Source organism: Nocardia sp. NPDC023733, assembly GCF_040639775.1.
Classification (GTDB): Bacteria; Actinomycetota; Actinomycetes; order Mycobacteriales; family Mycobacteriaceae; genus Nocardia; species Nocardia rosealba.
The window spans coordinates 1,570,535-1,596,784 of the sequence record NZ_JBFAAN010000001.1 but is presented as its reverse complement, the minus strand read 5'-3'; the positions used below and the strand labels follow the sequence as shown (position 1 = coordinate 1,596,784).

Genomic DNA, 26,250 nt, shown 5'->3' with positions numbered 1-26,250 from the left:
CCGCAAATGCCTGCGCCGGGTCAGAGGGCGATACCGAGGAGCCCGTCGACGGCGTTGCGCACCAGGGCCGGCGCGTCGGTATCGGTGCCACCGTAGGCGATCGCCTGCTCGGCCCAGTTATCCACCGCGACAAGGGCTTTGGGGGTGTCGAGGTCGTCGGCCAGGTGCTGACGCAGGCGGGCGACGGTGTCGGTCGCCGACGGTCCCGAGCCGAGCGATACCGCTTCACGCCAGCGGGCGAGGCGCGCCTGGGCCTGGCCGAGGACCGCGTCGGTCCACATGCGGTCCTGCCGGTAGTGCCCGGCGAACAGGCCGAGGCGGATCGCGGCGGGGTCGACTCCGGAGCGGCGCAGTTTCGAGACGAGCACCAGGTTGCCCTTGGACTTCGACATCTTCTCGCCGTCGAGCCCGATCAGCCCGGCGTGCACGTAGTGGCGGGCGAAACGGCGGGTGCCGGTGATCGCTTCGGCGTGCGCGGCGGAGTACTCGTGATGGGGGTAGATCAGGTCCGAGCCGCCGCCCTGGACGTCGAATTCGGTGCCGATGCGGTTGAGCGCGATCGCCGCACACTCGATGTGCCAGCCGGGGCGCCCGGCGCCGAACGGTGCGGGCCACGACGGTTCGCCGGGGCGTTCGGCCCGCCACAGCAGGGCGTCGATGGTGTCGCGCTTGCCGGGACGGTCGGGGTCGCCGCCGCGTTCGGCGAAGAACTTCTCCATGGTGGCGCGGTCGTAGCCCGACTCGTAGCCGAACTGTTCGGTGGCGTCGGCGCGGAAGTAGATGTCGGGATGTTCGGCGTCGTCGACGATGTAGGCGGCGCCGGAGGCCAGCAACTTCTGCACCACCTCGACGACCTCTTCGACCGATTCGATGGCGCCGATGTACTGACGCGGCGGCACCACCCGAAGGGCGGACATGTCCTCACGGAACAGATCGATCTCGGAGCTGCCGAGGTCGCGCCAGTCGATGCCGTCGCGGGCGGCGCGTTCGAACAGCGGGTCGTCGACGTCGGTGACGTTCTGCACGTAGTGCACGTCGTGCCCGGCGTCGCGCCACAACCGGTTGACCAGGTCGAAGGTCAAATAGGTCGCGGCGTGGCCGAGGTGGGTGGCGTCGTATGGGGTGATTCCGCAGACATACATCTTCGCGGTCGCGCCGGGGGTGACCGGGCGGACCTGGCGGTCGGCGGTGTCGTACAACCGCAACGGCGGCCCTGCTCCGGGGACGGTCGGAAGGGCGTTATCGGACCAGGACTGCATGATTCGAGGGTAGAGGCCCGGCCGAAGTGCTCGCCTCGCGGCCCGGTCGACCCGGTTGCCCGGCCGGATTCGGCGCGGCCCGCAACCTGCACACAAACGTGTTCGACCGGCACTGTCAAGGGTTGTGCTCACGAGGATTCCCAGGCCGCGGGGGGTTCGCCTGTGCGGTGGGCGGTCGTGCCGCGGTGGCGAGCGCCGAGCCCGCGAACGGTAGCTGCCGTCATCGACCCGCTTCGGGCCTACTCCCTATCATTACCTAATTGCACCTATTCGAACGTTCCTATACGGTTGTTTCATGCCAGAAGGTTTCTATTCGGTGGAACAGGTCGCGGAATTGCTCGGACTGCATGTGCGCACCGTGCGCGGATATGTGCGCGACGGCAAACTGCCCGCCGCCCGCATCGGCAAGCAGTACCGCATCACCCACGACGACCTCGAGACCTTCACCGGCCTCCCGATCAGCGCACCGAAACCAGCAACCGCCGGGCACGCGGAGGCCTCCTGCATCGTCGAGATCGACGACATCGACCGCGCCACCGTCGACCGGGTCGCAACCCTGCTCACCGCCACCGCCGCGACACGGGGTCCCGGCGGACGGGCCCTGCGGGTCGAAACCAGCTACGACCCCGCACGCGGACGCCTCAAAGTGATCCTGCTCGGCGGACTCGCCGACACCGCACGCCTGCTCGACTACCTGGACGGAGTCCTCGCCCCATGAGCACCATCTACACCTCCGAGCACGGCCGCGACCGCATCGCCGAGCGCTACCGCGAACATCTGGCGACCTGGCCGGTGCCGTGGGAGCAGCGGCTCGTCCCGACCGCCGCGGGTGAGACGTTCGTGCTGGACTGCGGACCGGCCGACGCGCCGCCACTGGTGCTGCTGCACGGTTCCGGATCCAATACGAGCGCCTGGCGCGGCGATATCACCGAGTGGGCGGCCCACTTCCGGGTGTACGCGGTCGACCTGCCCGGCGAGCCCGGTTTCAGCGCGCCCACCAGGCTGGCGCTGGACACCGCCGCCTGTGCGAACTGGCTCGACGAGGTCCTCGACGGGCTGGGGCTGGACACGGTGTCGATGACCGGGATGTCTCTGGGTGGCTGGACCGCACTGGACTACGTGACCCGCAAGCCGGGCCGGGTCGAGGCGCTGGCGCTGCTGTGCCCCGGCGGCCTTGGCAGGCATCGCTACGGGTGGCTGGTGAAAGCCGTGGGTCTACGGTTGCTCGGTCGCCACAGTGTGCGCGACATGGCGCGAACCGGGCTGGGCCTCACCGGTCCGGCGGCGGAGGCGATCCTCGACGACGTGGAACTGGTCTTCAGCCACTTCTCGGCCCGCTCGGGCAACTTACCGAGGTTCTCCGAGGCGCGGTTGCGGGCGGTGGACATTCCGGTGCTGGTGATCGTCGGCGAGCGTGACGCCCTGTTCGACTCGGCGGGCACCGCACGTCGTGCCCGGCTGCTCACCGAGGGCGAGGTGCAGGTGCTGCCCGATGTAGGACACGCGGTACTCGGCCAGGCGGAACGGATCAGCCGGTTCCTGCGCTCCCGGTGACCGCCGCTCCCCGACGTGCGGCGGTCCGGGGTTCAGCTCACTGCTCGTAGCACTGCACATTCAGGTTGTCGACGTTCTCACCGAACTGCGGCAGCGCGTAGAACGAGGCACCGACCTGGTCGGGGGCCTGCACGGTGACATCGGGCAGCGGGGCGCCCGCGCGGTCGGTGGCGGTGCACACGAAGGTCTTGTTCTCCCACCAGCCGGCGGGGAAGGCCTGGGCGGGCGCGGCGACGACGGCGCCGAGCAGCAGCGCGGCGGCGGATCCGGTAACGATCGAACGAGTCGACATGGTGTTCCTCTGATGATGCGGGGACAGCGAAAGTGCTTGGAGCACACTAGCACCGGCGCCGTCGTCCACCCAGGAAAATCCGTGCCGGTCAGGAGGGCGTGCGCACCCGCGCTTTCCCGCCCTGCGGACCGAACATGTGCAGGATCTCGACGGTTCGATCGTCGGCGGGCCCGAACCAGTGCGGTCGGTCGGTGTCGAACTCGGCGACCTCGCCCGCACGGAGCACGAGTTCTTCCTCGCCGAGGATCAACCTCAGGTCACCGGCCAGCACATACAGCCATTCGTACCCGGCGTGGGTGACCAGGCGCGGCTTGTTCGGGCCGAGGACCTGTTTGAAGACCTGCATGCGTCCCGGGTACTCGGTCAGCGGCACGACCACACTGCCGTTGCGGCTGCGTCGCGGCGTGAGATGCACGCGCGGGTCGCCGGTGGCCGGTGCGGCGATCAACTGGTCGAGCGAGACCCGATGCGCCCGCGCCAACGGCAGCAGCAGATCCAGGGTAGGGCGTCGCTTGCCGGTTTCCAGCCGCGACAGGGCGCTCACCGAGATCCCCGTCTCGGCCGACAACTCGTGCAGGGTCAGGCCGCGGCCGCGGCGCAATGCCAGCAGGCGCGGTCCGATCTCGTCGATGATCTGGGCGTCGTCCACCCCACCATTTTGCGGTCTTCGCAAAATCTCTACCGGTTCGCTCGGCCTCGCCTCGACGATTCTCGCCATGATCGACACAGCGAAAGACCACGCCCTCGGCGCGAGACGACGATGGGCGGTGCTGGCCGTGTGCAGCACGGGCCTGTTCCTGGTGGGGCTTGACACCACCATCGTCAACGCCGCCCTGCCGTCCATCGGCCGCGACCTGCGCACCGGAGTCCGCGGCATCGCCTGGATCGTCGACGCCTACACCTTGGTGATGGCCAGCCTGCTGATCTCGGCCGGCGCCGTCGCCGACCGGGTCGGGCGGCGACGGGTGTTCCGGGTGGGGCTGGTGCTGTTCGGCACGTCATCGATACTGTGCGCGGCGGCCCCGACGCTCGGCGTGCTGCTCGCCGCGCGGATCGCGCAAGGTGCGGGCGCGGCGATGTTGAGCCCGGTGGCGTTGGCGATCGTCGTCGGGGTGTTCACCGACCCGGCGCAGCGGGCTCGCGCGATCGGCGTGTGGGCGGCGGTCTTCGGAGTGGCGATGGCGGCGGGGCCGGTCGTCGGCGGTGCGCTGGTACAGAGCCTGGGATGGCGTGGGGTGTTCTGGGTGAATCTGCCGGTGATCGCGATGGTGCTCGTGCTGACGGCGCTGGTGGTTCCGGAGTCGGAAGCCGCGCGGGTGCGGCGGCTCGACGGTCGCGGACAGGCGCTGCTGGTGATCGTGGTCGGCGGGTCTGTCGGTGTGCTTCTCGAGGGTCCGCGGCTCGGCTGGGCTTCGCCCGCGACGGTAATCGCATCGGCGGTGGTGTGCGCGGCGATGGTCGCGTTCGTCCGGCTCGAAGGTCGCCGGCCCGAACCGTTGATCGATCCGGGTTTGTTCCGGCGGGCACCGTTCACCGCCGCTGTTCTCAGCGCGGTCGCGGTGTTCGTCGCCCTCGGCGCCACCTTGTTGCTGACGACGCTGTATCTGCAGGACGCGCGCGGGATGTCACCGGCGGCGGCCGGTGCGGTGATGCTGCCACTGGCGGTACCCGCGATCGTGTTCGCCCCACTCTCGGGAGTGCTCGTGAGCCGCCACGGTGCGCGGTTGCCGCTACAGCTCGCGGGCGGATTCACCGCGCTCGGTGGTGTGCTGCTGTTCGTCGCGGTCGGCGAACACCGCCCGATCCCCCTGTTGCTCACCGCATTGCTGCTGGTCGGAATCGGATTCGGCTTCGCCAACCCGCCCATCACCACCACCGCCGTGAGCGGGTTGCCCGCCGACCGCGCCGGTGTCGCAGGCGGAATCACCTCCACCGCACGTCAATTCGGTGCCGCTCTCGGCGTCGCCGTGGCAGGCGGGTTCATCGGCGGCGCCGCGCAGACGGAACTGGCTCAGCACGCGCGGCCCGGTTGGGTTCTGGTCGGGGGCTGCGGGCTGCTCGTCATGGTCGCGGCCGGGTTCGCACCCTCAGAACGCGGGCCAGGGGATCGGGCGGGCCGAATTCGGTAGGGGCATGACCGGGCGTTCCAGCAGGGCTTTGGTGCGTTCGGTCAGTGCGGTGATCTCGGCGTCGGTGATGTGCTCGGCGAGCGAATCCGCTATCGGGCCGGTCAGATTCGTGGCGAACGCGGTGACATCGGCGATCAATGCCTCGTCGATGGGCTGACCGGCCCACCCCCACAGCACCGTGCGCAGTTTCGGTTCGCTGTGCAGGCAGATGCCGTGATCGACGCCGTAGACCTGGCCGTCGACACCTTCCAGCGCGTGCCCACCTTTGCGGTCGGCGTTGTTGAGCAGCAGGTCGAGCACCGCCATGCGTTGCAGGCGTGGATCGTCGGCGTGCACGAGCGAGATCTCGTTGCCGGTGTCGTCCAGGGCGCGCAGCACCTCGCAGAACCCGTCGGGCACCGTGCCCGGTGAACACAGATCGACCAGGTCCAGGCGCTGGCGTGCGTCGGTGCGGTTGTCGACCGAGGTCACCCACCGCTGCACCATGCCAGGCCCGAACGGACCGTCGCGCAACACCGTTTCCGGGATGACACCCCATCCCAGCTGTTCGGAGATCAGGTACGAGGCCACCTCGCGCCCGGCGAGGGTGCCGTCGGGGAAGTCCCACAGCGGTCGTTCGCCGCGCACCGGCTTGTACACCACCCGCAGCGGCGCACCATCGGGTTCGGGTGCGGCGATCTCGCACACCAGCGTCAGGTTGCTGGCGACGCCGACCCGTCCGATGATCTCGAGCTCACCGTCGGTGATGCCGGACACGTCTCACTCCTCGTCGAGTTCGGCCGCACCGAAGATCTCGCCGCGCTTGTAGCCGTTGGTGCGCACACACATGTGCCCGCGCGCCGACAGCGGTTCCCCGCACAGCGGGCACGGTGGGCGTCCGGCCGCGATCACCCGGGTGGAGCGCAACGCGAACTCGCGCGCCTGCATCGGGGTGAGGAACACGCGCACCGCGTCGGGACCCTCGTCGGTGTCGTCGAGCACCACCGATTCGTCGACCTCGGTCTCGGTGATCGCCAGCAGTTCCACCACCACGGCGTTCGCGTCGGCGTCCCAGCCCAGACCCATGGTGCCGACCCGGAATTCGGTGTCGATGGGAGTCGTCAGCGGCGCCACATCGGTGACGTCATCACCTTCGGGCGGTACCTCGGCCCCGAAACGGCGCGCCACCTCGTCGAGCAGCAACCCCATCCGGTCGGCGAGCACCTTCACCTGCTGCTTTTCCAGCAGCACGCTGACCACGCGCGGTTCCTGCACGGCCTGCAGGTAGAACGAACGATCGCCCGGCTCGCCCACGGTCCCGGCGACGAAACGATCGGGGGTGCGGAATACATGGATTGCGCGTGACACATGCACCTCCTGATACGTGACCCTCAACGACACTCACGAACAACCTCCTGGTTCAAGGAGAATCGCGGTGTCTCACATTCCCATTATCCGCACTCGCTGTCCCGGGTACTTCCCCGCCGGGCAGCGGTGGCGGTGGTGTACCCGCGGACAGGGCCGACAGGTCGGCGCCGGTGTCGTTGAACTTCCACACCGACGGACCGTGCGGGCTGTACCGGACCACACTGATCGAGGCCGGTTCCACCGCGATCCGCTGAAAACTGTCCAGGTGCAGACCGAGCGCGTCGGCCAGGATCGACTTGATGACATCGCCGTGCGCGCACGCCACCCACAGCACATCGCGACCGGCCTTGTCGGCGAGCCGGCGTTCGGTGTCGCGGATCGCGGCCACCGCCCGCTGCTGCACCTGGGCCAGACCTTCGCCACCGGGGAACACAGCACCGGAAGCGTGCCCCTGCACCACTTTCCACAACGGTTCGGTGAGCAGTTCGGCGATCGGGCGCCCGGTCCATTCGCCGTAGTCGACCTCGATGAGCCGTTCGTCGTGTTCGGGTTCGAGACCGAGTTTGTCGGCCAGCGGGGCGACGGTGCGCTGACAGCGCAGCAGCGGTGAGCTGGCGATGTGTTCGATCGGCAGGGTGGCGAGCCGGTCGGCGACCGCGGCGGCCTGTTCGGTGCCACGCTCGGTGAGCTCCACACCGGGTGCGCGCCCGGCAAGGGTGCGCGCGGTGTTGGAGGTGGACACTCCGTGCCGGAGCAGGATCACCGTCATGGGACCAGCCTAACCATCAGCGGGCCGCGCGCTCAGGTGGCGGAGACGACACCCGCGGCGAGCAGGCCCATCACCGTCAGGCCGAGGATGATCCGGTAGCCGACGAACCAGTAGAAGGAATGCTTGCCGACGAACTTGAGCAGCCACGCCACCGAGGCATAGCCGACGACGAAGGCGAGGATGGTCGCGACCAGCAGTTGCGGGCCGCTGGCGTTGAGGCCTTCACCGGCCGGTTCGAAGGCGTCGGGCAGGCTGAACAGGCCCGACGCGGTGACGGCGGGAATGGCGAGCAGGAAAGAGAACCGCACCGCCGCTTCCCGTTTCAGGCCCAGGAACAGGCCCGCGGTCGAGGTGGCGCCGGAACGCGACACCCCCGGGATCAGGGCAAGGCACTGGGCCAGGCCCATGATGATGCCGTCGCGGGTGGTGAGCTGTTCGATCGGACGGGCCTTCTTGCCGTAGTACTCACCGGCGGCGATCACCAGCGCGAACGCCACCAGCATGAACGACACCAGCCACAGGTTGCGGGCCCCGGTGCGGATCTCGTCCTTGAACAGGAACCCCAGTACACCGATCGGGATGGTCGCGATGATGACGTACCAGCCGACGCGGTAGTCCAGCTCGCGCTGGGTGTCGCGTTCGTGGGCTTCGCGGGCACTGCGGTCCATCACCGGCAGCTTCGTCGTCACCCGGTCACCGACGGCCACCGCACGCTGGGAGCGTTCACGCCAGCGCATGCCGAGGGTGGTGAACCAGGCGATGAGGATGCGCCAGATGTCCTTGGCGAAATACACCAGGACCGCGGCCTCGGTGCCGAGCTGGGTGACGGCGGTGAACGACGCACCCGCATCGTCACCGAAGAACACACCCGAGACGATGCGCAAGTGTCCGGAGGAGGAGATCGGCAGGAACTCCGTGAGCCCCTGCACCAGTCCGAGTACCAATGCCTGGAACCAGGTCATCGACTCGCCCACCACATCCTCCTACCACTTCTCGCGCCCGAAAGATCGCGTCCTCCTGGGCTTTTGCTTGCTCGCCCGGCCGTGTGGGCCCGCGATCCCGCAGCGACCCTACCCGTCGGGCCGGATCGGTGTCTTCGGCCCACCGGTGAACCCGACTCGCACCGGGTCGGCGCGGCGGTGACGGCAACACCGCGCATTAGGCTGGGCGCCGTGACGAAAGCACGGGCGCGGTGATGGAACAGCGAACGGTGGGACGAAGCGGACTGCGGGTGTCGCGGATCGGGTTGGCTACCCACACCTGGGGCACCCATACCGACGCCGAGGAGGCCTCGGTGCAGCTGGCGGCTTTCGCCGATGCCGGGGGAACACTGATCGACCTCTCCCCCGTCTACGGCGACGGCGCCGCGCATCAGATCCTGGCCGGGTTGCTCGGTGAGGTGGTCTCGCGCGAGGACGTGGTGCTCAGCGGGTGTGCGGGGGTGGTGACCCACAAGCCGGGTGCCGGAGTGGGTGACACGGTGCCCGCACCGGCCGCGGTGGGTCCCGTCGTCGACGCGTCCCGGCGAACCTTGCTGCGCCAGCTCGATCGCACCCTCACCGACCTGGGTACCGACCATCTCGACATCTTCAGCATCGCCGCCTGGGACCCCTACACCCCCCTCGAGGAGGTCGCGGCCACCCTCGAAACGGTGATCGCCACCGGACGGGCCAGGTACGCGGGCGTGCGTGGCCTCAGTGCCTGGCAGCTGGCGAGCCTGGCCGCGATCGGCCCGGTCACGGCCGCGCAGACACCGTATTCGCTGCTGGCGCGCGGCCCCGAGAACGATGTGATTCCGGCCGCACGCCATCACGGGGTGGGGATCATCGCTTCGGCGCCGCTTGCCGGCGGCATCCTCACCGGCAAATACAGCGACGGTGTGCCCGCCGATTCACGCGGTGCCGACGAGTCGACGGCCGCCGAGATCCGCCGCCGCCTCGACGACGACCGCGCGACCCGGGTGGTCGACGCGCTGGTCACCGCCGCCGACGGGCTCGGTACTTCGCCGCTGGCGGTGGCGCTGGCCTGGATCCGGGACCGGCCGGGTATCGCGAGCATGATCGTCGGTGCGCGCGATATCGGTCAGCTCACGGGCGTGCTTGCCGCCGAAACCCTGGAATTGCCGCGGGCGATCGCGGCCGCCCTCGACGATGTGAGCGCCCGTTCGGAATGATGGCTAGCCTTACCTGCATGAAACTGCGTGGTGTGCTGACGGCGATGTTGGCGGCGACGGTCCTCACCGGCGCCGTCGCCTGCACCGGAAGCAATCCTGCATCGACTGCACGATCCGGTGGGCCGGTGACCGCCGAGTTCGCGGACCTCGACCCCGTCCCGATCGGACCCGCACCCACGCCGAAGATGCCCGCGACCGCACGCTCCTTCGACGGCACCGAGGTGACGGTCACCGACGCCTCACGCATCATCGCCGTCGACCGGTACGGCACGCTCGCCCAAATTGTCTGGGCCCTGGGTCTCGGCGACAACCTCGTCGGGCGAAGCACCTCCGCCTCGTTCCCCGCCGTCGCCGACGTGCCGAACGTGGCGGGCGGCAACGGCAGCCTCAGTGTCGAAGCGGTGCTCGCCCTTCGCCCGTCGGTGTTCCTCACCGACACCACCAGCGCCGCGCCCGCCGTGCGCGACCAGCTGCGCGCCGCCGGTGTGAAGGTCGTGTACTTCGACCCCGACCGCAGCATGGACGGCGTCGTCCCGCAGATCGAGGCCGTCGCGACCGCCCTCGGAGTTCCCGACGCGGGCCGCGCGCTGGGACAGCGCACCCGCGACGAGATCGCCGCCGCCACCGCCCGCGTGCCCGCCGCCGACCCGAAACCCAAGATCGCGTTCCTTTACCTGCGCAGCGCCGCGATCACCATGATGGCCGGCCCGGGTTCCGGTGCCGATTCGCTGATCACCGCGGTGGGCGGGGTCGATGCGGGGACCTCGGCCGGGCTGAGCGAACCGTTCACCGCGATCACCAGCGAGGCGATGATCGCCGCGTCGCCCGATGTGCTGCTGGTGATGACGGACGGCCTGAAATCGGTGGGCGGGGTCGACGGTTTGGTGAAGGTGCCCGGCATCGCCCAGACGCCTGCCGGGCGTGACCGGCGCGTGGTCGACATGTCCGACGCGGTGGTGCTGAGCTTCGGTCCCAACACCGGCCGGGTGATCTCGGCACTGTCCGACGCCATCTACGGGAAGACGTCATGACTGCGCGAGCAGCAGGAGTGACCTGCCGGGCGCGTGTCCTCCAGCCGGTTGACCCGGTCGTTCGGCGCAGCCGGCGATGCCCGGAGTTCGAACGTCTGGCGCCGGTTACACGCGAAGCGCCGGGCGGGGGCGATAGCTCTCGCACTCGACAGCCAGGTCGGCGTCGTCGCCCGATGACGACTGAGCCTTCCCGCGACGAGCACCGAGACGTCGCATGAGTGACGCCCCGGGGCTGATCAAGTCCGCCGATCCGGCGCGGATCACCGATGCGACGCCTGACCCGCTGCCGCATCCGCGACACCGAACTGCCCGGGTGACGGTGGTATTCGCGGTCGCACTGGCCGCGCTGGTGATTCTGGCCGTCGTGTCGGCGGTGCTCGGGCAGGTGCCGACGACCGCCGCGGAGGTGGTTGGCAGCGTCGCGCACCGGATCGGACTGGATTTCGGGCCGATGCCCGCGCACCCGGCCGGCGAGGTGACGCTGTGGGAGGTGCGTTTCCCCCGCGTGGTGCTGGCCATCCTGGTCGGGGCGGCCCTCGCGACAGCGGGTGCATTGTTGCAGGGCGTGTTCGCCAATCCCCTGGCCGAACCGGGCGTGATCGGAGTGTCCGCCGGTGCGGCTGTCGGTGCGGGCACGGTGATCGTGATCGGCGGCGCGTTCGTCGCCGCCTGGTCGATCGCGGCGGCCGCGTTCGTCGCCGGGCTCGTCACGACGGCGCTGGTCTATGTGCTGTCGCGCTCGGGTGGGCGCACCGAGGTGGTGACGTTGATCCTCACCGGTGTCGCGATCAACGCGTTCGCCGGTGGTCTCATCGCGCTGCTGCTGTTCGTCGCCACTCCCGCCGCCCGGGATCAGATCGTGTTCTGGCAGCTGGGCAGTCTCAACGGCGCCACCTGGCCGTCGGTCGCCGTCGTCGCCACCCTCGCCGCGAGCGGAATCCTGGCCGCCGTGCTCATCGCGCCGCGCCTGGATCTGCTGGCGCTGGGGGATTCCGCGGCCCGTCACCTCGGTGTCGACGTGGAGCGGCTGCGCAGGCAGGTGATCGTGGTGGTCGCCGTGCTCACCGCCGCGGGTGTGGCGTTCAGCGGCATCATCCTGTTCGTCGGCTTGATCGTGCCGCATGTGGTGCGAATGCTCGTCGGCCCGGGGCACCGGGTGCTCGTGCCCCTCAGCGCCGTCGTCGGGGCGGTGGTGTTGCTGGGTGCCGACGTCGCCGCGCGCACCCTGGTCCGCAATGCCGACCTGCCCCTCGGCATGCTGACCTCACTGATCGGCGGCCCGTTCTTCTTCTGGCTGCTGCGCCGCACCAGGGCCAAGGCTGGAGGTTGGGGATGAGCACACCGGGCCGGTCCGCTTCGCGGCCGGTACTCGACCGAACGGCCGCGAGCAGCACGGCGGCGAGCAGCCCGGTTCAGCGGCGGAAGACGACGTCGTGGCGGTCGCTGTTCGCCCGTACTCCCGATGTCCCCGCCCGCCCGGAACCGGGCACCGTCACGTTGCGGGCGACGGGTCTCACCGTGCGCCGTGGCGAGCGCACGGTTTTGGAGGACGTCGACTTCCGGGTGGCCGCCGGTGAGATCGTCGCGCTGGTCGGACCGAACGGCGCGGGCAAGTCGAGCCTGCTCGCCGCCCTGGCCGGTGAGCTGGAACCCACCTCGGGCACAGTGAAACTCGAAGGCCACGCCCTGTCGCACTGGACCCACGCCGACATGGCCCGCCGCCGCGCGGTCCTGCCTCAATCACACACCGTCGGCTTCCCGTTCACGGCCCGCGAGGTGGTCGCCATGGGGCGCGCACCGTGGCTGCACACCCCCGCCGCCGATCGCGACGACGAACTGATCACCGCCGCCCTGGCCGCCACCGACGTCACCCACCTCGCCGCCCGCACCTTCCCCGCCCTGTCCGGAGGTGAACGCGCCCGCGTCGCCCTGGCCCGGGTCCTCGCCCAGGACACCGCGACCCTGCTCCTGGACGAACCCACCGCCGCCCTCGACATCGGCCACCAGGAAGCCGTCCTGCGGCTCGCCGCCGACCGTGCCGCCGAGGGTGCGGCGGTGGTCGTGGTCGTGCACGATCTAGGGGTGGCCGCGGCCTACGCCGACCGCGTCACCGTTCTCGACGAGGGTCGGGTTGCCGCCGACGGCCCACCCCGCGAAGTCCTCACTCGGGACCTGCTGACCAAGATCTACCGACACCCGGTCGACGTCTTCGACCACCCCGCCACCGGCCTGCAACTGGTCCTACCGGACCGCACCCACCACCGAAAGCCCTGACCCGCCACGTCGACGCCGGTCCCGCTGGTCGTCTCATGAGCTGGGGCCTGCTCGAACCCCCGGCCGGCGGACCGCCTTACTGGGCAGCCGCACGCCCTAGGGGCGGGATTCAGCGAAACCCGCCGCCACAACCGGAGTAACTGCCGCCCGTGTCACCGGAGTAACCGCCGCCCGTCTCACCGCCGTAGGTGGTGGAGGGGCCGCGGTATCCCGACGGCCGACCACGCCCGTTCGGATCGACCGGATGCGGGTCGATCGACTCCCCGGTCAACGCCTCCCAGCCGGCGCTCTCGCTTTGATACTTCTCCTCCAGTGCCCGCTTGGTTTCGGTGCCCCACATCACCCAGGTGTGCGGGTATCGCGCGCGCTCGGCGACCAGCGCCGCATGGACCTCGGTCACCGTCAGCCCACTGTTGTCCCCTCGTGGATCGTCCAAGCTGGACAGGTAGATCCAGAAACTGCGCGAGCCTCGGTAGTCGTTGAGGTAATAGGCCCATTGCGGTCCGGCGGCGGCTTCCAAGGCCGTGGCGCGCCGCGTACGGGCTCGCGCTTCCTCGCGATCAGCCTCCTCCTTCTGTCGTTTCCACTCCTGCTCCGCGCGTTGCCTTTGCTGGGTGCTGTACTCGACCAGGAACCCGGGCAGGTCGCCGGCTCTTTCCTTGTACACCGCCAGTGCGCGATCGAACTGCGCGCACAGTTCGTCGGCCTCCGCTTCGTAGTTGTCCCGCAGCGTGCGGTTTCGCCGCGCGTATCGGATGTGCCACCACTGTCGCGACAACGCGGAGCGACGCAGCGGCGGGCGCAGGTGCGCGCTGATCTGCTCGGCCCTGCCCTGCAGTGCCTGGATCGTGGCCACCAGTTCCTCGGTCGCCGAAAGCCAACGGTGGTGATCGCTGTCGGTGGCCTTCGCGAGGAGGGGCGGTCGAAATCCGAAATCGGGCTCGGCCACGCACTGCAGTTGAGCGTTTGCCCTGATCCTGCTGCCGAGGACGTCGTCGCGCCGGGTGTGGATCATTTCACCGAGTGTGCTCACGTGTACCGCGCGGCCCATACCTCAGTGTGACAGGGAACAGCGTGCACCACAGGCTCTTTCGCGGGCAGGCCACCGCTCACAGATTATTGACCTGGAAGTACAGAACGCTTATTGTCGAATCGTGGCCAGGCCCCGCAACTTCGACACCGAGACGGTCGTGGACCGTGCGCTCGACCAGTTCTGGACCTACGGCTACCTCAACACCTCCCCCGCCCAGCTCGCCGACGCAACCGGCATCGGTAAAGGCAGCCTGTACAACGCTTTCGGCAGTAAACGCGCCCTGTTCGATCGGGCCCTCGAACGGTACGGACGGCTCGGCGTGGCCCTGGCCGAGGAGTGTATGGCCGGGCCGGGCAGTACGCGCGACTGCCTGCGCGAGTACCTGCGTGCGGGGGTCGACCTGGATTTCTCGACACCGACCCGGCGCGGTTGCCTCGCGGTGAACAGCGCCGCCGAATTCGGAGACCGCGACACCGCGGTCACCACGGCTCTGCGCGCCATCGAGGAGCGCATCGTCGCCGTCCTGGCCGCCCGCATCGAACAGGGTCGCCGCGACGGTGATGTCGATCCGTCCGTCGATGCGAAAACCGTTGCGGCCCTGCTGTTCACCACCAACACCGGCCTACGCATCATGTCCAAGACCAACGACGCGTCCGCACTCTATCGCGTCATCGACGCGGCCCTGACCATCCTCTGATCTGCCCGTTCCCTCTCCACCTCTTTTCGCATGCCCTAATTTTTGACCTGTAGTTCAAGAAAGGCTCATCATGGACCTCGACCTCACCGGCAAAACCGCAGTCGTGACCGGCGCCTCGCGCGGCATCGGCCTGGCTGTCGCCGAACTGTTCGCCGCCGAGGGCGTCCGCGTCGTCGGCGCCGCCCGCACCATCACCCCCGAACTCGAGAAAGTCGCCGCCGCAACGGTTTCCGCCGACCTGAGTACGAGCGAAGGTGTGCGCACGGTCATCGATACCGCGCTCGACCATCTCGGCGGCATCGACATCCTGGTCAACAATGTGGGTGGCGGCGACGTCGACAGGCTCGCGCTCGGCGGGTTCCTCGACAGCACCGACGAGCACTGGCAGCGCTACCTCGACCTCAACCTGTTCAGCGCGGTCCGGGCCACCCGTGCGGCCCTGCCAAGCCTCCTCGAGCGACGCGGGGCGATCGTGAATGTCTCCTCGATCAGCGCGCGCCTGCCCGCGAGCGGACCCGCCGGCTACGGTGAGTCCAAGGCCGCCCTCACCTCGTTCGGCAAGCGGCTCAGCGAAGAATTCGGTCCCCGCGGCGTACGCGTCAACACGGTGTCCCCGGGCCCGGTCGGCACCCGGGTGTGGCTCGCCGACGACCACTTCGCCGCGACGATCGCCGCGGCCCAGGGCGTTTCGCATGCCGATCTGCTGGCGTCGTTGCCCGGCCGGTTCGGCATCACCACCGGCCGGATCACCGAACCGCAGGAGGTCGCCGCCCTGATCGCCTTTCTCGCCTCGGCCAAGGCCGCCAACATCGTGGGCGGTGAGATCGTGATCGACGGCGGCGTCGTCAAAACGGCCTGAATCCCGGCCGCCTCACCGCCAGATGATCTTGAGCAGCGCGGGGGTGAGCACCATGCGGATGATCGTGGCGTCGATGATGAGCGCCACGATCATGCCGTAGGCGATGTACTTCATCAGCACGAGATCGGAGAATCCGAACGCACCGGTCACGACGATGAGGATGGCGGCGGCGGAGGTGATGACCCCGCCGGTGTGGGCGACGCCGTAGCGGATCGACTCGGTGGCGTCGGCACCGGAGGCACGTTTCTCCGCGATGCGCGACAGCAGGAACACCTCGTAGTCGGTGGACAACCCGAAGATGACCGTCACGATCAACGCGACCACAGCGAACATCAACGGTCCCGGCGTGAACTGGAAGACCCCCGCCCCGTGCCCTTCTACGAAGATCCAGGTCAGCACACCCAATGTGGACACCAGGCTGAGCGCGCTCATCGCCACGGCCTTCACCGCGAGGATCACCGACCGGAACGCCACGATCATCAAGGCCAGGGCGGCGGCGACGAGGATCGCCAACAGCAGGGGCAGCCCGTCGATCAACCCGTTGATGCTGTCGCGTTCCAGCGCCGGAATGCCCGCGACCATGATCTCGACACCGGGTGGTGCGGGCAGGGCACGCAAGGAGTCGATCACCCGGTCGGCGTCGCGTTTGTCACCGAGCCCGGCCGAGAGCACGTTCACGTCGTTCTTCGTGGGCGCGGCCGGCTCGAACCGACCGGTCAACCCGGGAATCTGATTGGCCTCGAACCGGATGTCACCGAGCTGCTGCGGGGAGGCACCGACCACGACGAGCTTCAACGGTTCGGTGCGGAAACCGGGGAACAGCCGGTCGAAATCCTCCTGCGCCACTCGCGCCGGATTGTCGGCGGCCAGATACTTCTCGCTGATCCCACCGAACTCGATGTGGCGCAACGGAATACTCAGCGCCAGCAGTCCGAGCACGATGGGGATCACCACCGCCCACGGCCTGCGCATCGCCCAGGTCGCCAGCCGGGAGAAGAACCCGGCATCGATCTGGGCCTCGGTCTTGGTCCGGGAGAACCGTTTCCACCCGAGCCAGTCGATGCGCCGCCCCGCGATACTCAAGGCGGCGGGCAGTGCGGTCACCGACAGCACCGCCGCCAGCATCACCGCCGAGATGCCACCGTAGGGCACCGAGCGCAGCACCCCGTTGGGGAAGATGAACAGCGCACCGAGGCTGAGCGCGATGATCCCGGCCGAGAACTGCACCGTGCGGCCCGCGGTCGCCACGGTGCGCGCGGTCGCTTCCTCCACGCTGCGCCCGGCGGCGAGCTCCTCGCGGAACCTTGTCACCGTGAACAGCCCGTAGTCGATCGCCAGACCGAGGCTGACCAGCGTCATCACGGCGCTGGCGAACACATTCACCTCGATGTGGTCGGTGAGCACCCGCAGGATCCCCGAGGTGCCGAGGATGGTGAGCCCACCGATCAGCACCGGAAGCAACGCACCGATCACCCCGCCGAACACGAAGTACAGCAGGATCGCCACGATCGGCAACGCGATGATCTCCGCGCGCCGGATGTCGTGCTGCATCCCGATGTTGATGCCCTCGACCACCGGCTGCAACCCGGCCAGTTGCACCGTCGTCCCGCCGGGTCCGCCGCCGGGCACACCGGCGTTCAGGTGCGGTTTGAGTGCCAGGTAGTTGTTGACCGTGGCCGTGCCGCCGCCACCGGCCAGCCCGATGCTGGCGAAGGCGTGCTGTTTGGTGGGGTCGGAGGCGTTCGCCGAGAACGGGCTGTCCCAGTAGCTGTCGATCTTGTGGATGCGCTCGCCGTGCTCGGCACGTAAACCGTCGAGGGCGGCCAGGACCGGGCCGCGCACCGCCGGATCGTCGACGGTGGCGCCGGCCGGGGCGGTGTAGATGACGATGAGATCGCCGTCGGTGTCGCGCCCGAAGGTGTCGTCGGCCAGTTTCGACGCGGCGACCGATTGACTGTCCTCGTCGAACCAGCCCTCCTGGGTGTAGCGACCGGCCAGGTCACGGCCGTACCACCCGGAGATCGCCACCGCGAGGACGAACAACCCGAGCACGAGAAAACGATGCCGGTGGACGAAACGCCCCCACCGCATCGACCGCGATTCCCGCATCTCAACCGCAGGCGGCGGTGCGGTAGTCGGCCGAGCGCAGGATGCCGCACAGGTCGGTGCGCGAGATCTTCCACTTCCCGTCGATCAGCACGAAATGCACGATGGTGGTGCGGACATTGGTGCCCGAACCGTCCTTGTCCAGGCGCATGGTCGCGGTGAGCGTGCCGTCGCGGTTGTCGAACACCGGGTCCACGACCCCGTACACGGCGTGCGGGTTGTCGCGCAGCGCTTTGTACATGTCGGGGATCGCGTCCTTGAACGCGGCGCCGTCCTCGATGAGAGCGGTGCGTTCGTCGTCGGGCAGGTTGGGGTCGAGCGCGCGTTTGATCTGCGCGTCGAGTTCGGCGGCGGTCGGCAGCGGCACGTTGGCCTTGCTCGACGAGATCGCGACCGAGGAGGACAGGGAGGCGTTGGCCGAGGACCGTGCGGCGTCGACCGAGGCCTCGTCGGTCCCACCGCAGGCGGTGAGGACGGCAAGGGCCGTGAGGCAGGCGGTGGCCGCAGCGGCCCTGGCGAAAAGTGTGGAAGACATCACCATCTACATACCATCAATGACGGCACCGATCCGGCCGAGGATGCCACGAACACTGGTTTCGGGCCGCTGCACGGGTTGTGCGTGCTCGATCAGGTCGCGCACGAACGCGACGACGCTTCGCTCGTCGTCGAGGTCGATATCGGTGACCTGCGCACTGGCCTGGGCCACCACATCGGCGGAACCGGGCACGGTTTCGCCCAGGTCGGGGCGGTATATCTGGACGGTCAGGGTGGCGCGCCGGGTGCGGAAAGCGAAGGGCCGCCCGTCGTCGGTGGTGCCGAAACCGTGGGCGAACGGGCCGAGCGACAGGTCATCGATACCGAAACCCGACGCGGTGGGCTCGGTCATCGTGTGTTCTCCTGCCGCTGTGCGGGGCGATCAGTTGTCGACACGTCAACAGTAACGCGCGTCACCGTCGTCTCGGCGCGGGCCACCCGGTCGGAGCTACTGGTGAGTCATCATGGTCAGATGGTGATCTGCGGTCATCTCGTGCGGAATTGAAGGAGTTCGGTGCATGCGCCTTCGTGGCTCGGTCGCCTCGACGTTGCTGGCGGCACTTGTGGTGGCCACCGGTTGCGCGGGTGAGGACAGCGGTCCCTCTGTGCCGACCCGGGAACCGGCGACCGCCGCGGTCTCGCCCGCCGCGGCAGGTGTCCCGGCCGGGAGTGTCACGTCGCTGTCGGCAACGAAAGCGCTACTGGCCGAACGGGCGACCGGTCGGCTCGCCGCGCTCGACACCGCGGGCACGACGCTCGCCCTGATCGACTCGGCGGGCACCCAGCGGGTGGCCCTGCCCGTCGCGGGCACCGCCCTGGCGCAGGGGACGGCCGGTGAGGTGCTCGTCGCCGCCGACGGCCGGGTGCTGCGGGTGCGTGCCGATTCGGGCGCGATCACCGAACTGCCCGTCGAGGGTGACGTGCGCAGTGTGCAGATCCGTCCCGACGCGAGCCTGGTCGTGGGCACCGCCGACGGCACCGTCCGCGTCCTCGACCCCACCGGTGCGGTCACCCGCACGGTCACCGGCCTCGTCTCGGCCGACGCGCTCGCGGTCACCGGCGACGCCATCACCGTCCTGGACCGCAAACAGACCGCCGTCGTCGGTGTCGGCACCGACGCGCTCGGCCTGATGCTGCGCGCGGGCGACGGCGCGACCAACGCCTTGGCCGACCCGCACGGCCGCATCGTCGTCGCCGATACCGACGGCGGCGAACTGCTCGTCTACTCGGCCGGTCCGCTCGTGCTGCGTCAGCGTTTCCCGGTAGCATCGGCGCCTTACGCCCTGGCCTACGATCCGCGCTCGGACACGGTCTGGGTGTCGTGCACGCAGAGCAACGAGGTCGTCGGGTACGACCTGTCGACCGGCATCGGTGTCGAGGTCGACCGCTTGACCACCGTGCGTCAGCCCGACGCGATCGCCGTCGACGAACGCACCGGCGACCTGTTCGTCGCCTCGGCCGCGGGCGATGGCCTGCAGCGGATCGGGGCCGGACAGCGGAAGAGAGGGCTGTGATGGCGACTCCGCCGAGCTGGGAGACCAGCAACGACGATTACGAATACGTGCCGCTTCGCCTGCCACCGGAGGTCACCCGGGTCTCCGCTTCCATGCGGTTGGCCATTCAGGCCGAATTCGGTGGCTGGGAACTGTCGCGGGTGCGCGCCTACACCGACGGCAGCCGCCGGGTGTTGTTGCGCCGCCGCAAGACCGCCGTCCTCCCTGTGCCCGAACCCGGATTGTGAGCCGACCCATGTACGCCCTGCTATTACGTCTGATGTTCCTGATCCCGCCGGAGCGGGTGCACCACCTGGTGTTCGCGGCCCTGCGGTTCGCGACGTGGTTCCCGCCGACGCGGTGGCTGGCGCGCAAGCTCACCGTCGTCGAGGACCCGATCCTGGCGACGACCGCGTTCGGTGTCGATTTCCCCGCGCCGCTCGGGCTGGCCGCCGGTTTCGACAAGAACGCCGACGGCGCGAACACGTGGGGTTCGCTCGGTTTCGGGTTCGCCGAGATCGGCACCGTCACCGCCCAGGCCCAGCCCGGTAATCCGGCGCCGCGCCTGTTCCGTGTGTCGGCCGATCGCGGCCTCATCAACCGCATGGGTTTCAACAATCACGGTGCGGCCGCCGCGGCCGCCCGCCTGCACGGTGCGCACCCCACGGTGCCGATCGGCGCGAACATCGGTAAGACCAAGGTCGTCGAACCCGATGCGGCCGCGGCCGATTACGCCACCAGTGCGCGCCTGCTCGGTCCGCTGGCCGACTTCGTCGTGGTCAACGTGTCCTCCCCCAACACCCCCGGCCTGCGCGATCTGCAGGCGGTCGAATCGTTGCGCCCGATCCTGGCGGCCGTGCTCGACGTGGTGTCGGTGCCGGTGCTGGTGAAGATCGCCCCCGACCTGTCCGACGACGACATCGACGCGGTCGCCGACCTCGCCGTCGAGCTCGGTCTGGCCGGCATCGTCGCCACCAACACCACCATCCGCCGCGACGGTCTGAAGACTCCCGCCGCCGAGGTCGAGGCGATGGGCGCGGGCGGGCTGTCGGGCGCCCCGGTTGCCGAGCGTTCCCTGCAGGTTCTGCGCCGCCTCTACGCCCGCGTGGGCGACAAGCTGGTACTGATCTCGGTGGGCGGTATCGAAACCCCCGAGCAGGCCTGGGAGCGCATCCTCGCCGGCGCCACCCTGTTGCAGGGCTACACCGGTTTCATCTACGGCGGCCCCTTCTGGACCACCCGCATCCATCGCGGCATCGCCGCCAACCTGCGCGCGAGCGGTTTCACTTCCCTCGCCGAGGCCGTCGGCGCCGAACATCGCACCGCGAAGGCCTGAGCCTCACCCGTAGTACACGTCCCGCGCACGCTCGCCGTGCGGCAGCTTCGGCGGACCCCAGCCGACTCTGCGGTCGGGCGGATCGTGGAACGATTCGCCCGCGGGTTCGCGTCCGGCGCGGGCGTCGAGCCGTTTGGCCAACTTGGTCAGCGCCTGCTGCCACATCATGCCGAGGATGTCGGCGCGGGCGCTGATCTCGGCGTGGGCGATGCGGTCGTAGGCCATGCCGAGATCGCTGACGAGTTCGTCCAGTTCCATGCCCGCGCGAGCCTGTTCCGTGGTGAGCAGATAGCCGGGCAACCAGCTCAGGGTCCAGGAATCGGGGCCGACGCGTTCGGCGTATTCCGGTGTGCGGTCGCTGCGCATGGTGTCGTCGGTGCGGAAAATCATCGCGGACCTGCCTTCCCCGGCGGGCGCTTCACCTGTCCGGGTGTCCGGTGGGGCGGGCGCTCCCCCGTAACCCAGTGTGGCATTTGCCTTTTGTCCGGGTCAATTGCCATTGTAGAGAGGTAATTGCCGCAAACCGGGCGTGGCAAACCCGGCATTGTGGCGATCGCAGTCCGGCGACCGCGCGGTCGCGGGTCGTCAGGTGACGGGAGGCAGACATGTCGATGGTTCCCCAGGACGCCCGTGTCGCCGCGATCCGCAGCATCCTCACGCGCCTCGGCAAGTACTCCGGTCTGAGCGCGGAACGCTTGCGCCACACCGAAATCGACGCCGCGCCACTGCTCGAGCTGCTGTCGGTGCGCAGGCACGCCAGGCGCACCGAAGAGAGTGTCGAAGCCGCGATCCTGCCGGTGGTGCGTGAGGTCGCCCAGTGGCTCGCCCCTACCGATCGGCTGATCGTCGATGCCGCCCTGTGTCTGGGGTTGTGGCGGGACCGGCCGGGCGTCGGTGTCGATGTCGAACGCCTGTATGCGGACAACCTCGGTGAACGTCGAGAGGCCTTGACCGAACAGTGGGTCGCGTTGCACACCCTGCTCGATGTCGACCCGATCCCCGAGACCCCCACCGTCAAACGCCTGCGCACCGTCGTCGAGCATGCCGCGTTCACCGCGCTGGCCGGGCTGCTCGCCGCCGACTCGGGCTATCCGATGGCGCAGCCCGCCGCGCCCGCGCCGACCGCGCCGCCGCCCGCCCAGCGTGGGGTGGTGACGGTATTCGGTGACGCGGTGATCGACCACCTGTACCGGGTCGACGACTTCCCCACCGCCACCAGCTCGGCCAGCGGCAGCTTCACCGGTCATCCCGGCGGCAAAGGCCTCAACCGGGCGGTGGCGGCGGCCCGGCTCGGCATCGACGTGCACCTTGTGTGCGCGGTCGGTGACGACGAGTACGGCCGCCGCATCCGCGAATTCCTCGAAACCGAGCGCGTGCACCTGGATCTGGTGAAGGTGGTCCTGTTCGCGCCGTCGCTGGTGACCGCCGTCGTACTGGCCCCCAACGGCGAATCGCGGATGATCGGCTGCCGCGACACCCGCGTGCAGTTGCAGGACGAAGACCTGCACCGCCCCGAGCTGCGTGCCGCGCTCGAGTCCTCGGATGTGGTGATCCTGAGTTTCGAGCAGCCACCGGCGGTGATCGAACAGGTACTGGCCACGGTGTCGCAGCTGCAACCCAAACCGCCCGTGATCGTGTGTCCCACTCCGTCGATGCAGGTTCCCCAGGGGCTGTATCAGCATTTCGGCGCCGTCGACTACCTCGTCGGCACGGCCGCCGAACTCGCGGCGCTGCTGCCCGACGTGCCCGCCGAGTCCGGCGACGATATCGCCCGGTTACTGCGCGGGCTCGGTGTCGGCACCGTGTGCACGGTGGAGAACTTCCGCTGCGTGGTCGCCTCCGACACGGTGAACACCGTGGTCGACCACTTCCCGCAGGTACTCAAGGCCTCCGTCGGTGCGGCCGCGGCGTTCACCGGGGCGTTGGCGCATCGGTTGGTGAACAGCCGAACCGCGCTCACCGCAGCCGATTTCGCGTGGGCCACCGCCGCGATGATTCCCACCCAGAAGCTGGGTGCGATCGCGGTGACCATGCCCGGTGTCGACGACATCGATCGCATCGTGCGCCTGTACGCGCCGCGCGCCTGATCCGGGGGTAAAGTCGCGGCGTCGCACCGCACCCCGTCCCACCTCGGAGGATCGTTGACCATACTGTCGTTCGGCAGTACCGCGAGCACCCGTGCCGGGTCCGACACCGCCCACCGTTTGGGCCGTGCGGGCGGGCAGCTGCCGGTTCGGGTCATCGAGATCGCCGACCCCGACGACGGCGGGCATCTGCTGGTTTTCGGCAACCCCGGCGACGGTTGCCTGGTACGGCTGCATTCACGCTGCCTCTACGGCGAGAGCCTGGGCTCCGACGACTGCGACTGCGGCGCCGAACTGCGCACCGCGATGGACCGCATCCAAGCCGAGGGCTGTGGTGTGCTGGTCTATCTGGAGCAGGAGGGCCGCGGCGCCGGCCTGATCTGGAAGGCCAGGGGGTACCGGGAGAGCGAACTGTCGGGCGCCGACACGTTTCAGGCTTATGAGCGCCTCGGCCTTCCCGCCGACACCCGCCGTTTCGCACCCGCCGCGAACGCACTCTCCGAGCTGGGCTTGCGCCGGGTACGCCTACTGACCAACAACCCCGACAAGTGCCGGGCACTGACCGATGCGGGCATCGACGTGAACCCGGTGCCCCTGACGATCACCCTGGCCACGACCCGGGGCAGACAGTATTTGCAGGCCAAACGCGTGCACCGCCACCACACCATCCCCGTCGACGACCAGGTCCCCGGCACCCGCCGCCGGACGTGGTGGTGGCCCGGTCGCCGCAGGTAAACGCTCCGGGATTCCCGATATCCGGCTAAGATATGTGAGCCGTGCCACATTTGACGTCTTCGCCTCGAGATGATGTGAGGAAAGTCGTCTCATTGGTTCGGCACTTCAGCTCGGCCTATGGGAACAGGGATATGACAGAGATCGGTTTCGCGCACGCTTCCGGGGTCACGGTGCACACCGTACCCGCCGCCTTCCAGCAGACCGCCGCCTTGCGGCCCGGCCAGATCGCGCTGCGCACCGTCGGCGGCACCCAGGAGATCACCTGGTCCGAATACGCCACCCGGGTGCGCGCGCTGGCCGCCGGCCTGGCGAAACTCGGTGTCGGGCACGGTGATTCGGTCGGGATCATGCTCACCAACCGACCCGAGTTCAACCTGATCGACACCGCCGCCCTTCACCTGGGCGCCACCCCGTTCTCGGTGTACAACACCAGCTCGCCGGAGCAGATCGCGCACGTGTTCGCCAACGCGGGCAACCAGGTGGTCATCACCGAGCAGGCATTCCTCGATGTGATCCGGGAATCCGGCGCCGAGATCACGCACACGGTCCTCGTCGACGGCACCGCCGAGAACACCGTGTCGCTGGCCCAGCTCGAGTCGGACCCACTGCCGGACTTCGATTTCGACGCCGCCTGGCAGGCCGTGGAGCCCGGTGATCTGGCCACCCTCATCTACACCTCGGGCACCACCGGCCCGTCCAAGGGTGTGGAGCTCACCCACAGCAATGTGATCGCCCAGGTCGTCGGCCTGGTCTCCGGCCCGCTGCCGGTCGGTTTCGACGACCGCGCGGTGTCGTACCTGCCCGCCGCCCATGTCGCCGACCGCATTTCCGCGCACGCGATCAGCCTGCTCACCGGTGTGCAGATCACCACCGTCCCGGATCCGCGCGAGATCGCCGCCGCCCTGCCCGACGCCCGCCCGACGGTGTTCTTCGGTGTGCCACGGGTGTGGCAGAAGATCAAGACCGGTATCGAGAACAAGCTCGCCGTGGAACCGAGCCCGGTGAAGAAGGCGCTGGCCAACTGGGCGATCGGTGTCGGCGTCGCCGACGCGCGCGCCAAGCTGGCGGGCGAGGGCTCGTCCCTGCTGCTCGGTGTGCAGCACAAGATCGCCGACGCGCTGGTGCTGTCGAAGTTGCGGGACGCGCTCGGTTTCGCCGAACTCAAGGTCGCCGCGTCCGGTGCCGCCCCGGTGCCGCCGGAAACTCTCGAGTACTTCCTCGGCCTCGGCTTCTCGGTGAGCGAGGTGTGGGGTATGTCGGAGACCTCGGGTGTCGGGACGTTCACCGAGATCGACAAGCCGCGCCCCGGTTCGGTCGGTCGTGTCATGGACGGGGTCGAGTTGCGGTTGGACGCCGACGGCGAGGTCCTCATCCGCGGTCCGATCATCACCCGCGGTTACCGCAATATGCCCGACAAGACCGCCGAAGCCATCGACGACGCGGGCTGGCTGCACACCGGTGACGTCGGCACGCTCGACGCCGACGGCTACCTGCGCATCGTCGACCGCAAGAAGGAACTCATCATCAGCGAGGCGGGCAAGAACATCGCCCCCTCCAATATCGAGAACGCCATGAAGGCGGCCTCGTCGATGATCGGTCAGGCCGTCGCGATCGGCGACGCCCGCCCCTACATCACCGCCCTCGTCATGCTCGATCCCGACGTCGCCGCCCTGCGCGCCAAGGAATTCGGTGCCACCGACGCCACTCTGGCCGAACTGTCACGGCGCCCCGAGATCATCGAAGAGGTCAAGGAGGCGGTGCTCGCGGGCAACCGCAAGCTGTCGCGGGTGGAGCAGGTGAAGCGGTTCCACATCGTGGAGACGCTGTGGGAGCCCGGTGGTGACGAGCTGACCCCGAAGATGTCGCTCAAGCGCACCCCCATCGCGAACAAATACGCCGACCGCATCGCCGAGCTCTACGCGGCCGAACCGCCCGCGGGCGTCGTGAACGTGAAGTAGGTCCGAAAGAACCGGTGGCCCCACATCCGTGCGGGGCCACCGGTGTTCTCAGTGCTGTTCGTAGGTGCCGACGAGGGTGGCACGACCCAGGGTGTGGAAGAACAGGTTGAACCCGAGGTAGGCCGGGGTGGCGTCGGGGCCGACTTCGAGTTCGGGCACGTCGACGGCGTGCACGACCACGAAATACCGGTGCGGCCCATGGCCTTTCGGCGGGCCCGCGCCGACGAACCCGGGGAATCCGCCGTCGTTGCGCAACGACACCGCACCGGCGGGCAGGGTGCCGCCCTCGCTGCCCGCGCCGGTGTCGAGCGAGGTCACCGAGGCGGGGATGTTGGCGACCGCCCAGTGCCAGAATCCCGACGCGGTCGGGGCGTCGGGGTCGTAGACGGTGACCGCGAAACTCTGGGTGTCCTCGGGGAATCCGGACCAGCTCAGCTGCGGGGAGATGTCCTTGCCGCCCGCGCCGAACACCCCGGAGACCTGATCGTTGGCCAGCGGCTGTCCGTCGGTGATGTCGGTGGAGGTGAGGGTGAACGACGGCACCTTCGGCAGCGCGTCGTACGGGTTGTAGGTCATAGCGGCCTCTC

General features: G+C 69.0%; 28 protein-coding genes. 15 read left to right on the top strand and 13 right to left on the bottom strand.

Features of this window, described 5'->3' with window-relative positions:
• Positions 1–20: 20 nt before the first annotated feature.
• The gene (mshC, locus tag AB0F86_RS07390; RefSeq protein ID WP_356982714.1) at positions 21–1,259 is read right to left on the bottom strand and encodes a cysteine--1-D-myo-inosityl 2-amino-2-deoxy-alpha-D-glucopyranoside ligase; all 1,239 of its coding nucleotides are present in this window, start codon (positions 1,257–1,259) and stop codon (positions 21–23) included.
• Positions 1,260–1,554: 295 nt separating this feature from the next.
• Between mshC and AB0F86_RS07385 the strand changes: the two genes are divergently transcribed.
• Together AB0F86_RS07385 and AB0F86_RS07380 are read left to right on the top strand one after the other, a co-directional pair.
• Positions 1,555–1,977 carry a helix-turn-helix domain-containing protein gene (locus AB0F86_RS07385; protein ID WP_067490050.1) on the top strand — a complete coding sequence of 141 codons (423 nt, stop codon included), beginning with the start codon at positions 1,555–1,557 and terminating at the stop codon, positions 1,975–1,977.
• Positions 1,974–2,813 (top strand): alpha/beta fold hydrolase, encoded by an 840-nt coding sequence (locus AB0F86_RS07380; protein WP_356982712.1) that lies wholly within the window; start codon positions 1,974–1,976, stop codon positions 2,811–2,813. Before AB0F86_RS07385 ends, AB0F86_RS07380 begins: the two co-directional genes overlap by 4 nt.
• A 37-nt stretch (positions 2,814–2,850) precedes the next feature.
• Here AB0F86_RS07380 and AB0F86_RS07375 read toward each other — a convergent pair whose 3' ends face one another.
• Both AB0F86_RS07375 and AB0F86_RS07370 read right to left on the bottom strand, forming a co-directional pair.
• Positions 2,851–3,105 carry a hypothetical protein gene (locus tag AB0F86_RS07375; protein WP_181695967.1) on the bottom strand — a complete coding sequence of 85 codons (255 nt, stop codon included), beginning with the start codon at positions 3,103–3,105 and terminating at the stop codon, positions 2,851–2,853.
• An 88-nt stretch (positions 3,106–3,193) separates the two neighbouring features.
• Positions 3,194–3,754 carry an XRE family transcriptional regulator gene (locus tag AB0F86_RS07370; RefSeq protein ID WP_356982710.1) on the bottom strand — a complete coding sequence of 187 codons (561 nt, stop codon included), beginning with the start codon at positions 3,752–3,754 and terminating at the stop codon, positions 3,194–3,196.
• Positions 3,755–3,821: 67 nt separating this feature from the next.
• Between AB0F86_RS07370 and AB0F86_RS07365 the strand changes: the two genes are divergently transcribed.
• Positions 3,822–5,234, top strand: a complete 1,413-nt coding sequence (locus AB0F86_RS07365; RefSeq protein WP_356982708.1) for an MFS transporter — start codon at positions 3,822–3,824, stop codon at positions 5,232–5,234.
• On the opposite strand, the gene AB0F86_RS07360 is transcribed toward AB0F86_RS07365, so the two are convergent.
• Genes AB0F86_RS07360 through AB0F86_RS07345 form a run of 4 tightly spaced genes read right to left on the bottom strand, consistent with a single transcriptional unit; the run spans position 5,193 to position 8,312 of the window.
• Positions 5,193–5,990 (bottom strand): SCO1664 family protein, encoded by a 798-nt coding sequence (locus AB0F86_RS07360; RefSeq protein WP_356982706.1) that lies wholly within the window; start codon positions 5,988–5,990, stop codon positions 5,193–5,195. The two genes, AB0F86_RS07365 and AB0F86_RS07360, sit on opposite strands and share 42 nt — an antisense overlap.
• 3 nt (positions 5,991–5,993) lie before the next feature.
• Positions 5,994–6,581: a DUF3090 domain-containing protein gene (locus AB0F86_RS07355; protein WP_356982704.1), complete on the bottom strand. Its 588-nt coding sequence runs from the start codon at positions 6,579–6,581 to the stop codon at positions 5,994–5,996.
• Positions 6,582–6,633: 52 nt separating this feature from the next.
• On the bottom strand, positions 6,634–7,350 hold the full coding sequence (locus tag AB0F86_RS07350) for a histidine phosphatase family protein (RefSeq protein WP_067490061.1): 717 nt from the start codon (positions 7,348–7,350) through the stop codon (positions 6,634–6,636).
• Positions 7,351–7,382: 32 nt separating this feature from the next.
• On the bottom strand, positions 7,383–8,312 hold the full coding sequence (locus AB0F86_RS07345) for an undecaprenyl-diphosphate phosphatase (RefSeq protein WP_356983752.1): 930 nt from the start codon (positions 8,310–8,312) through the stop codon (positions 7,383–7,385).
• A gap of 233 nt (positions 8,313–8,545) precedes the next feature.
• Between AB0F86_RS07345 and AB0F86_RS07340 the strand changes: the two genes are divergently transcribed.
• The 4 genes from AB0F86_RS07340 (at position 8,546) to AB0F86_RS07325 (ending at position 12,828) form a co-directional block, all read left to right on the top strand.
• Entirely contained in the window at positions 8,546–9,523 is a 978-nt protein-coding gene (locus AB0F86_RS07340) for an aldo/keto reductase (protein ID WP_181695972.1), read from the top strand.
• Positions 9,524–9,540: 17 nt separating this feature from the next.
• Positions 9,541–10,554: an ABC transporter substrate-binding protein gene (locus AB0F86_RS07335; RefSeq protein WP_356982702.1), complete on the top strand. Its 1,014-nt coding sequence runs from the start codon at positions 9,541–9,543 to the stop codon at positions 10,552–10,554.
• 214 nt (positions 10,555–10,768) lie between these two features.
• Positions 10,769–11,890 (top strand): iron ABC transporter permease, encoded by a 1,122-nt coding sequence (locus AB0F86_RS07330; protein WP_356982701.1) that lies wholly within the window; start codon positions 10,769–10,771, stop codon positions 11,888–11,890.
• Positions 11,887–12,828 carry a heme ABC transporter ATP-binding protein gene (locus AB0F86_RS07325; protein ID WP_356982700.1) on the top strand — a complete coding sequence of 314 codons (942 nt, stop codon included), beginning with the start codon at positions 11,887–11,889 and terminating at the stop codon, positions 12,826–12,828. The genes AB0F86_RS07330 and AB0F86_RS07325 overlap by 4 nt, the downstream gene beginning before the upstream one ends.
• Before the next feature lie 109 nt (positions 12,829–12,937).
• Here AB0F86_RS07325 and AB0F86_RS07320 read toward each other — a convergent pair whose 3' ends face one another.
• Positions 12,938–13,843 (bottom strand): hypothetical protein, encoded by a 906-nt coding sequence (locus tag AB0F86_RS07320; RefSeq protein WP_356982699.1) that lies wholly within the window; start codon positions 13,841–13,843, stop codon positions 12,938–12,940.
• Between the two features lie 139 nt (positions 13,844–13,982).
• Between AB0F86_RS07320 and AB0F86_RS07315 the strand changes: the two genes are divergently transcribed.
• The gene (locus tag AB0F86_RS07315) at positions 13,983–14,558 is read left to right on the top strand and encodes a TetR/AcrR family transcriptional regulator (RefSeq protein WP_356982697.1); all 576 of its coding nucleotides are present in this window, start codon (positions 13,983–13,985) and stop codon (positions 14,556–14,558) included.
• Between the two features lie 70 nt (positions 14,559–14,628).
• Entirely contained in the window at positions 14,629–15,417 is a 789-nt protein-coding gene (locus AB0F86_RS07310; protein ID WP_356982695.1) for an oxidoreductase, read from the top strand.
• Positions 15,418–15,429: 12 nt separating this feature from the next.
• Here AB0F86_RS07310 and AB0F86_RS07305 read toward each other — a convergent pair whose 3' ends face one another.
• The 3 genes from AB0F86_RS07305 to AB0F86_RS07295 are packed head-to-tail and all read right to left on the bottom strand — an operon-like array spanning position 15,430 to position 18,409.
• A complete protein-coding gene (locus AB0F86_RS07305) occupies positions 15,430–17,469 on the bottom strand; it encodes an MMPL family transporter (protein WP_225279938.1) in 2,040 nt (679 codons plus the stop codon).
• Positions 17,470–17,527: 58 nt separating this feature from the next.
• The gene (locus AB0F86_RS07300; protein WP_225279939.1) at positions 17,528–18,058 is read right to left on the bottom strand and encodes a hypothetical protein; all 531 of its coding nucleotides are present in this window, start codon (positions 18,056–18,058) and stop codon (positions 17,528–17,530) included.
• 6 nt (positions 18,059–18,064) lie between these two features.
• Positions 18,065–18,409 (bottom strand): hypothetical protein, encoded by a 345-nt coding sequence (locus AB0F86_RS07295; protein WP_181695978.1) that lies wholly within the window; start codon positions 18,407–18,409, stop codon positions 18,065–18,067.
• A gap of 166 nt (positions 18,410–18,575) precedes the next feature.
• On the opposite strand from AB0F86_RS07295, the gene AB0F86_RS07290 reads away from it, so the two are divergent.
• From AB0F86_RS07290 to AB0F86_RS07280, 3 genes are read left to right on the top strand one after another with little or no spacing between them, the layout of a single operon-like run.
• The gene (locus AB0F86_RS07290) at positions 18,576–19,571 is read left to right on the top strand and encodes a hypothetical protein (protein ID WP_356982692.1); all 996 of its coding nucleotides are present in this window, start codon (positions 18,576–18,578) and stop codon (positions 19,569–19,571) included.
• Entirely contained in the window at positions 19,571–19,798 is a 228-nt protein-coding gene (locus AB0F86_RS07285; RefSeq protein ID WP_067638350.1) for a DUF5703 family protein, read from the top strand. The genes AB0F86_RS07290 and AB0F86_RS07285 overlap by 1 nt, the downstream gene beginning before the upstream one ends.
• Positions 19,799–19,806: 8 nt before the next feature.
• Complete coding sequence (locus AB0F86_RS07280; RefSeq protein ID WP_356982690.1) at positions 19,807–20,886, top strand: quinone-dependent dihydroorotate dehydrogenase; 1,080 nt, start codon at positions 19,807–19,809, stop codon at positions 20,884–20,886.
• A gap of 3 nt (positions 20,887–20,889) precedes the next feature.
• Here AB0F86_RS07280 and AB0F86_RS07275 read toward each other — a convergent pair whose 3' ends face one another.
• Positions 20,890–21,276 (bottom strand): hypothetical protein, encoded by a 387-nt coding sequence (locus tag AB0F86_RS07275; protein ID WP_356982688.1) that lies wholly within the window; start codon positions 21,274–21,276, stop codon positions 20,890–20,892.
• A 215-nt stretch (positions 21,277–21,491) separates the two neighbouring features.
• On the opposite strand from AB0F86_RS07275, the gene AB0F86_RS07270 reads away from it, so the two are divergent.
• The 3 genes from AB0F86_RS07270 to AB0F86_RS07260 all read left to right on the top strand — a co-directional run bounded on the left by AB0F86_RS07270 (position 21,492) and on the right by AB0F86_RS07260 (position 25,663).
• A complete protein-coding gene (locus AB0F86_RS07270) occupies positions 21,492–22,973 on the top strand; it encodes a PfkB family carbohydrate kinase (protein WP_356982686.1) in 1,482 nt (493 codons plus the stop codon).
• 54 nt (positions 22,974–23,027) lie between these two features.
• On the top strand, positions 23,028–23,705 hold the full coding sequence (locus tag AB0F86_RS07265) for a GTP cyclohydrolase II (RefSeq protein WP_181695982.1): 678 nt from the start codon (positions 23,028–23,030) through the stop codon (positions 23,703–23,705).
• 131 nt (positions 23,706–23,836) lie between these two features.
• Positions 23,837–25,663, top strand: coding sequence for a long-chain fatty acid--CoA ligase (locus tag AB0F86_RS07260; protein ID WP_356982685.1), 1,827 nt, complete (start codon positions 23,837–23,839; stop codon positions 25,661–25,663).
• 48 nt (positions 25,664–25,711) lie between these two features.
• Here AB0F86_RS07260 and AB0F86_RS07255 read toward each other — a convergent pair whose 3' ends face one another.
• Complete coding sequence (locus AB0F86_RS07255; protein WP_356982683.1) at positions 25,712–26,239, bottom strand: YbhB/YbcL family Raf kinase inhibitor-like protein; 528 nt, start codon at positions 26,237–26,239, stop codon at positions 25,712–25,714.
• Positions 26,240–26,250 lie beyond the last annotated feature (11 nt).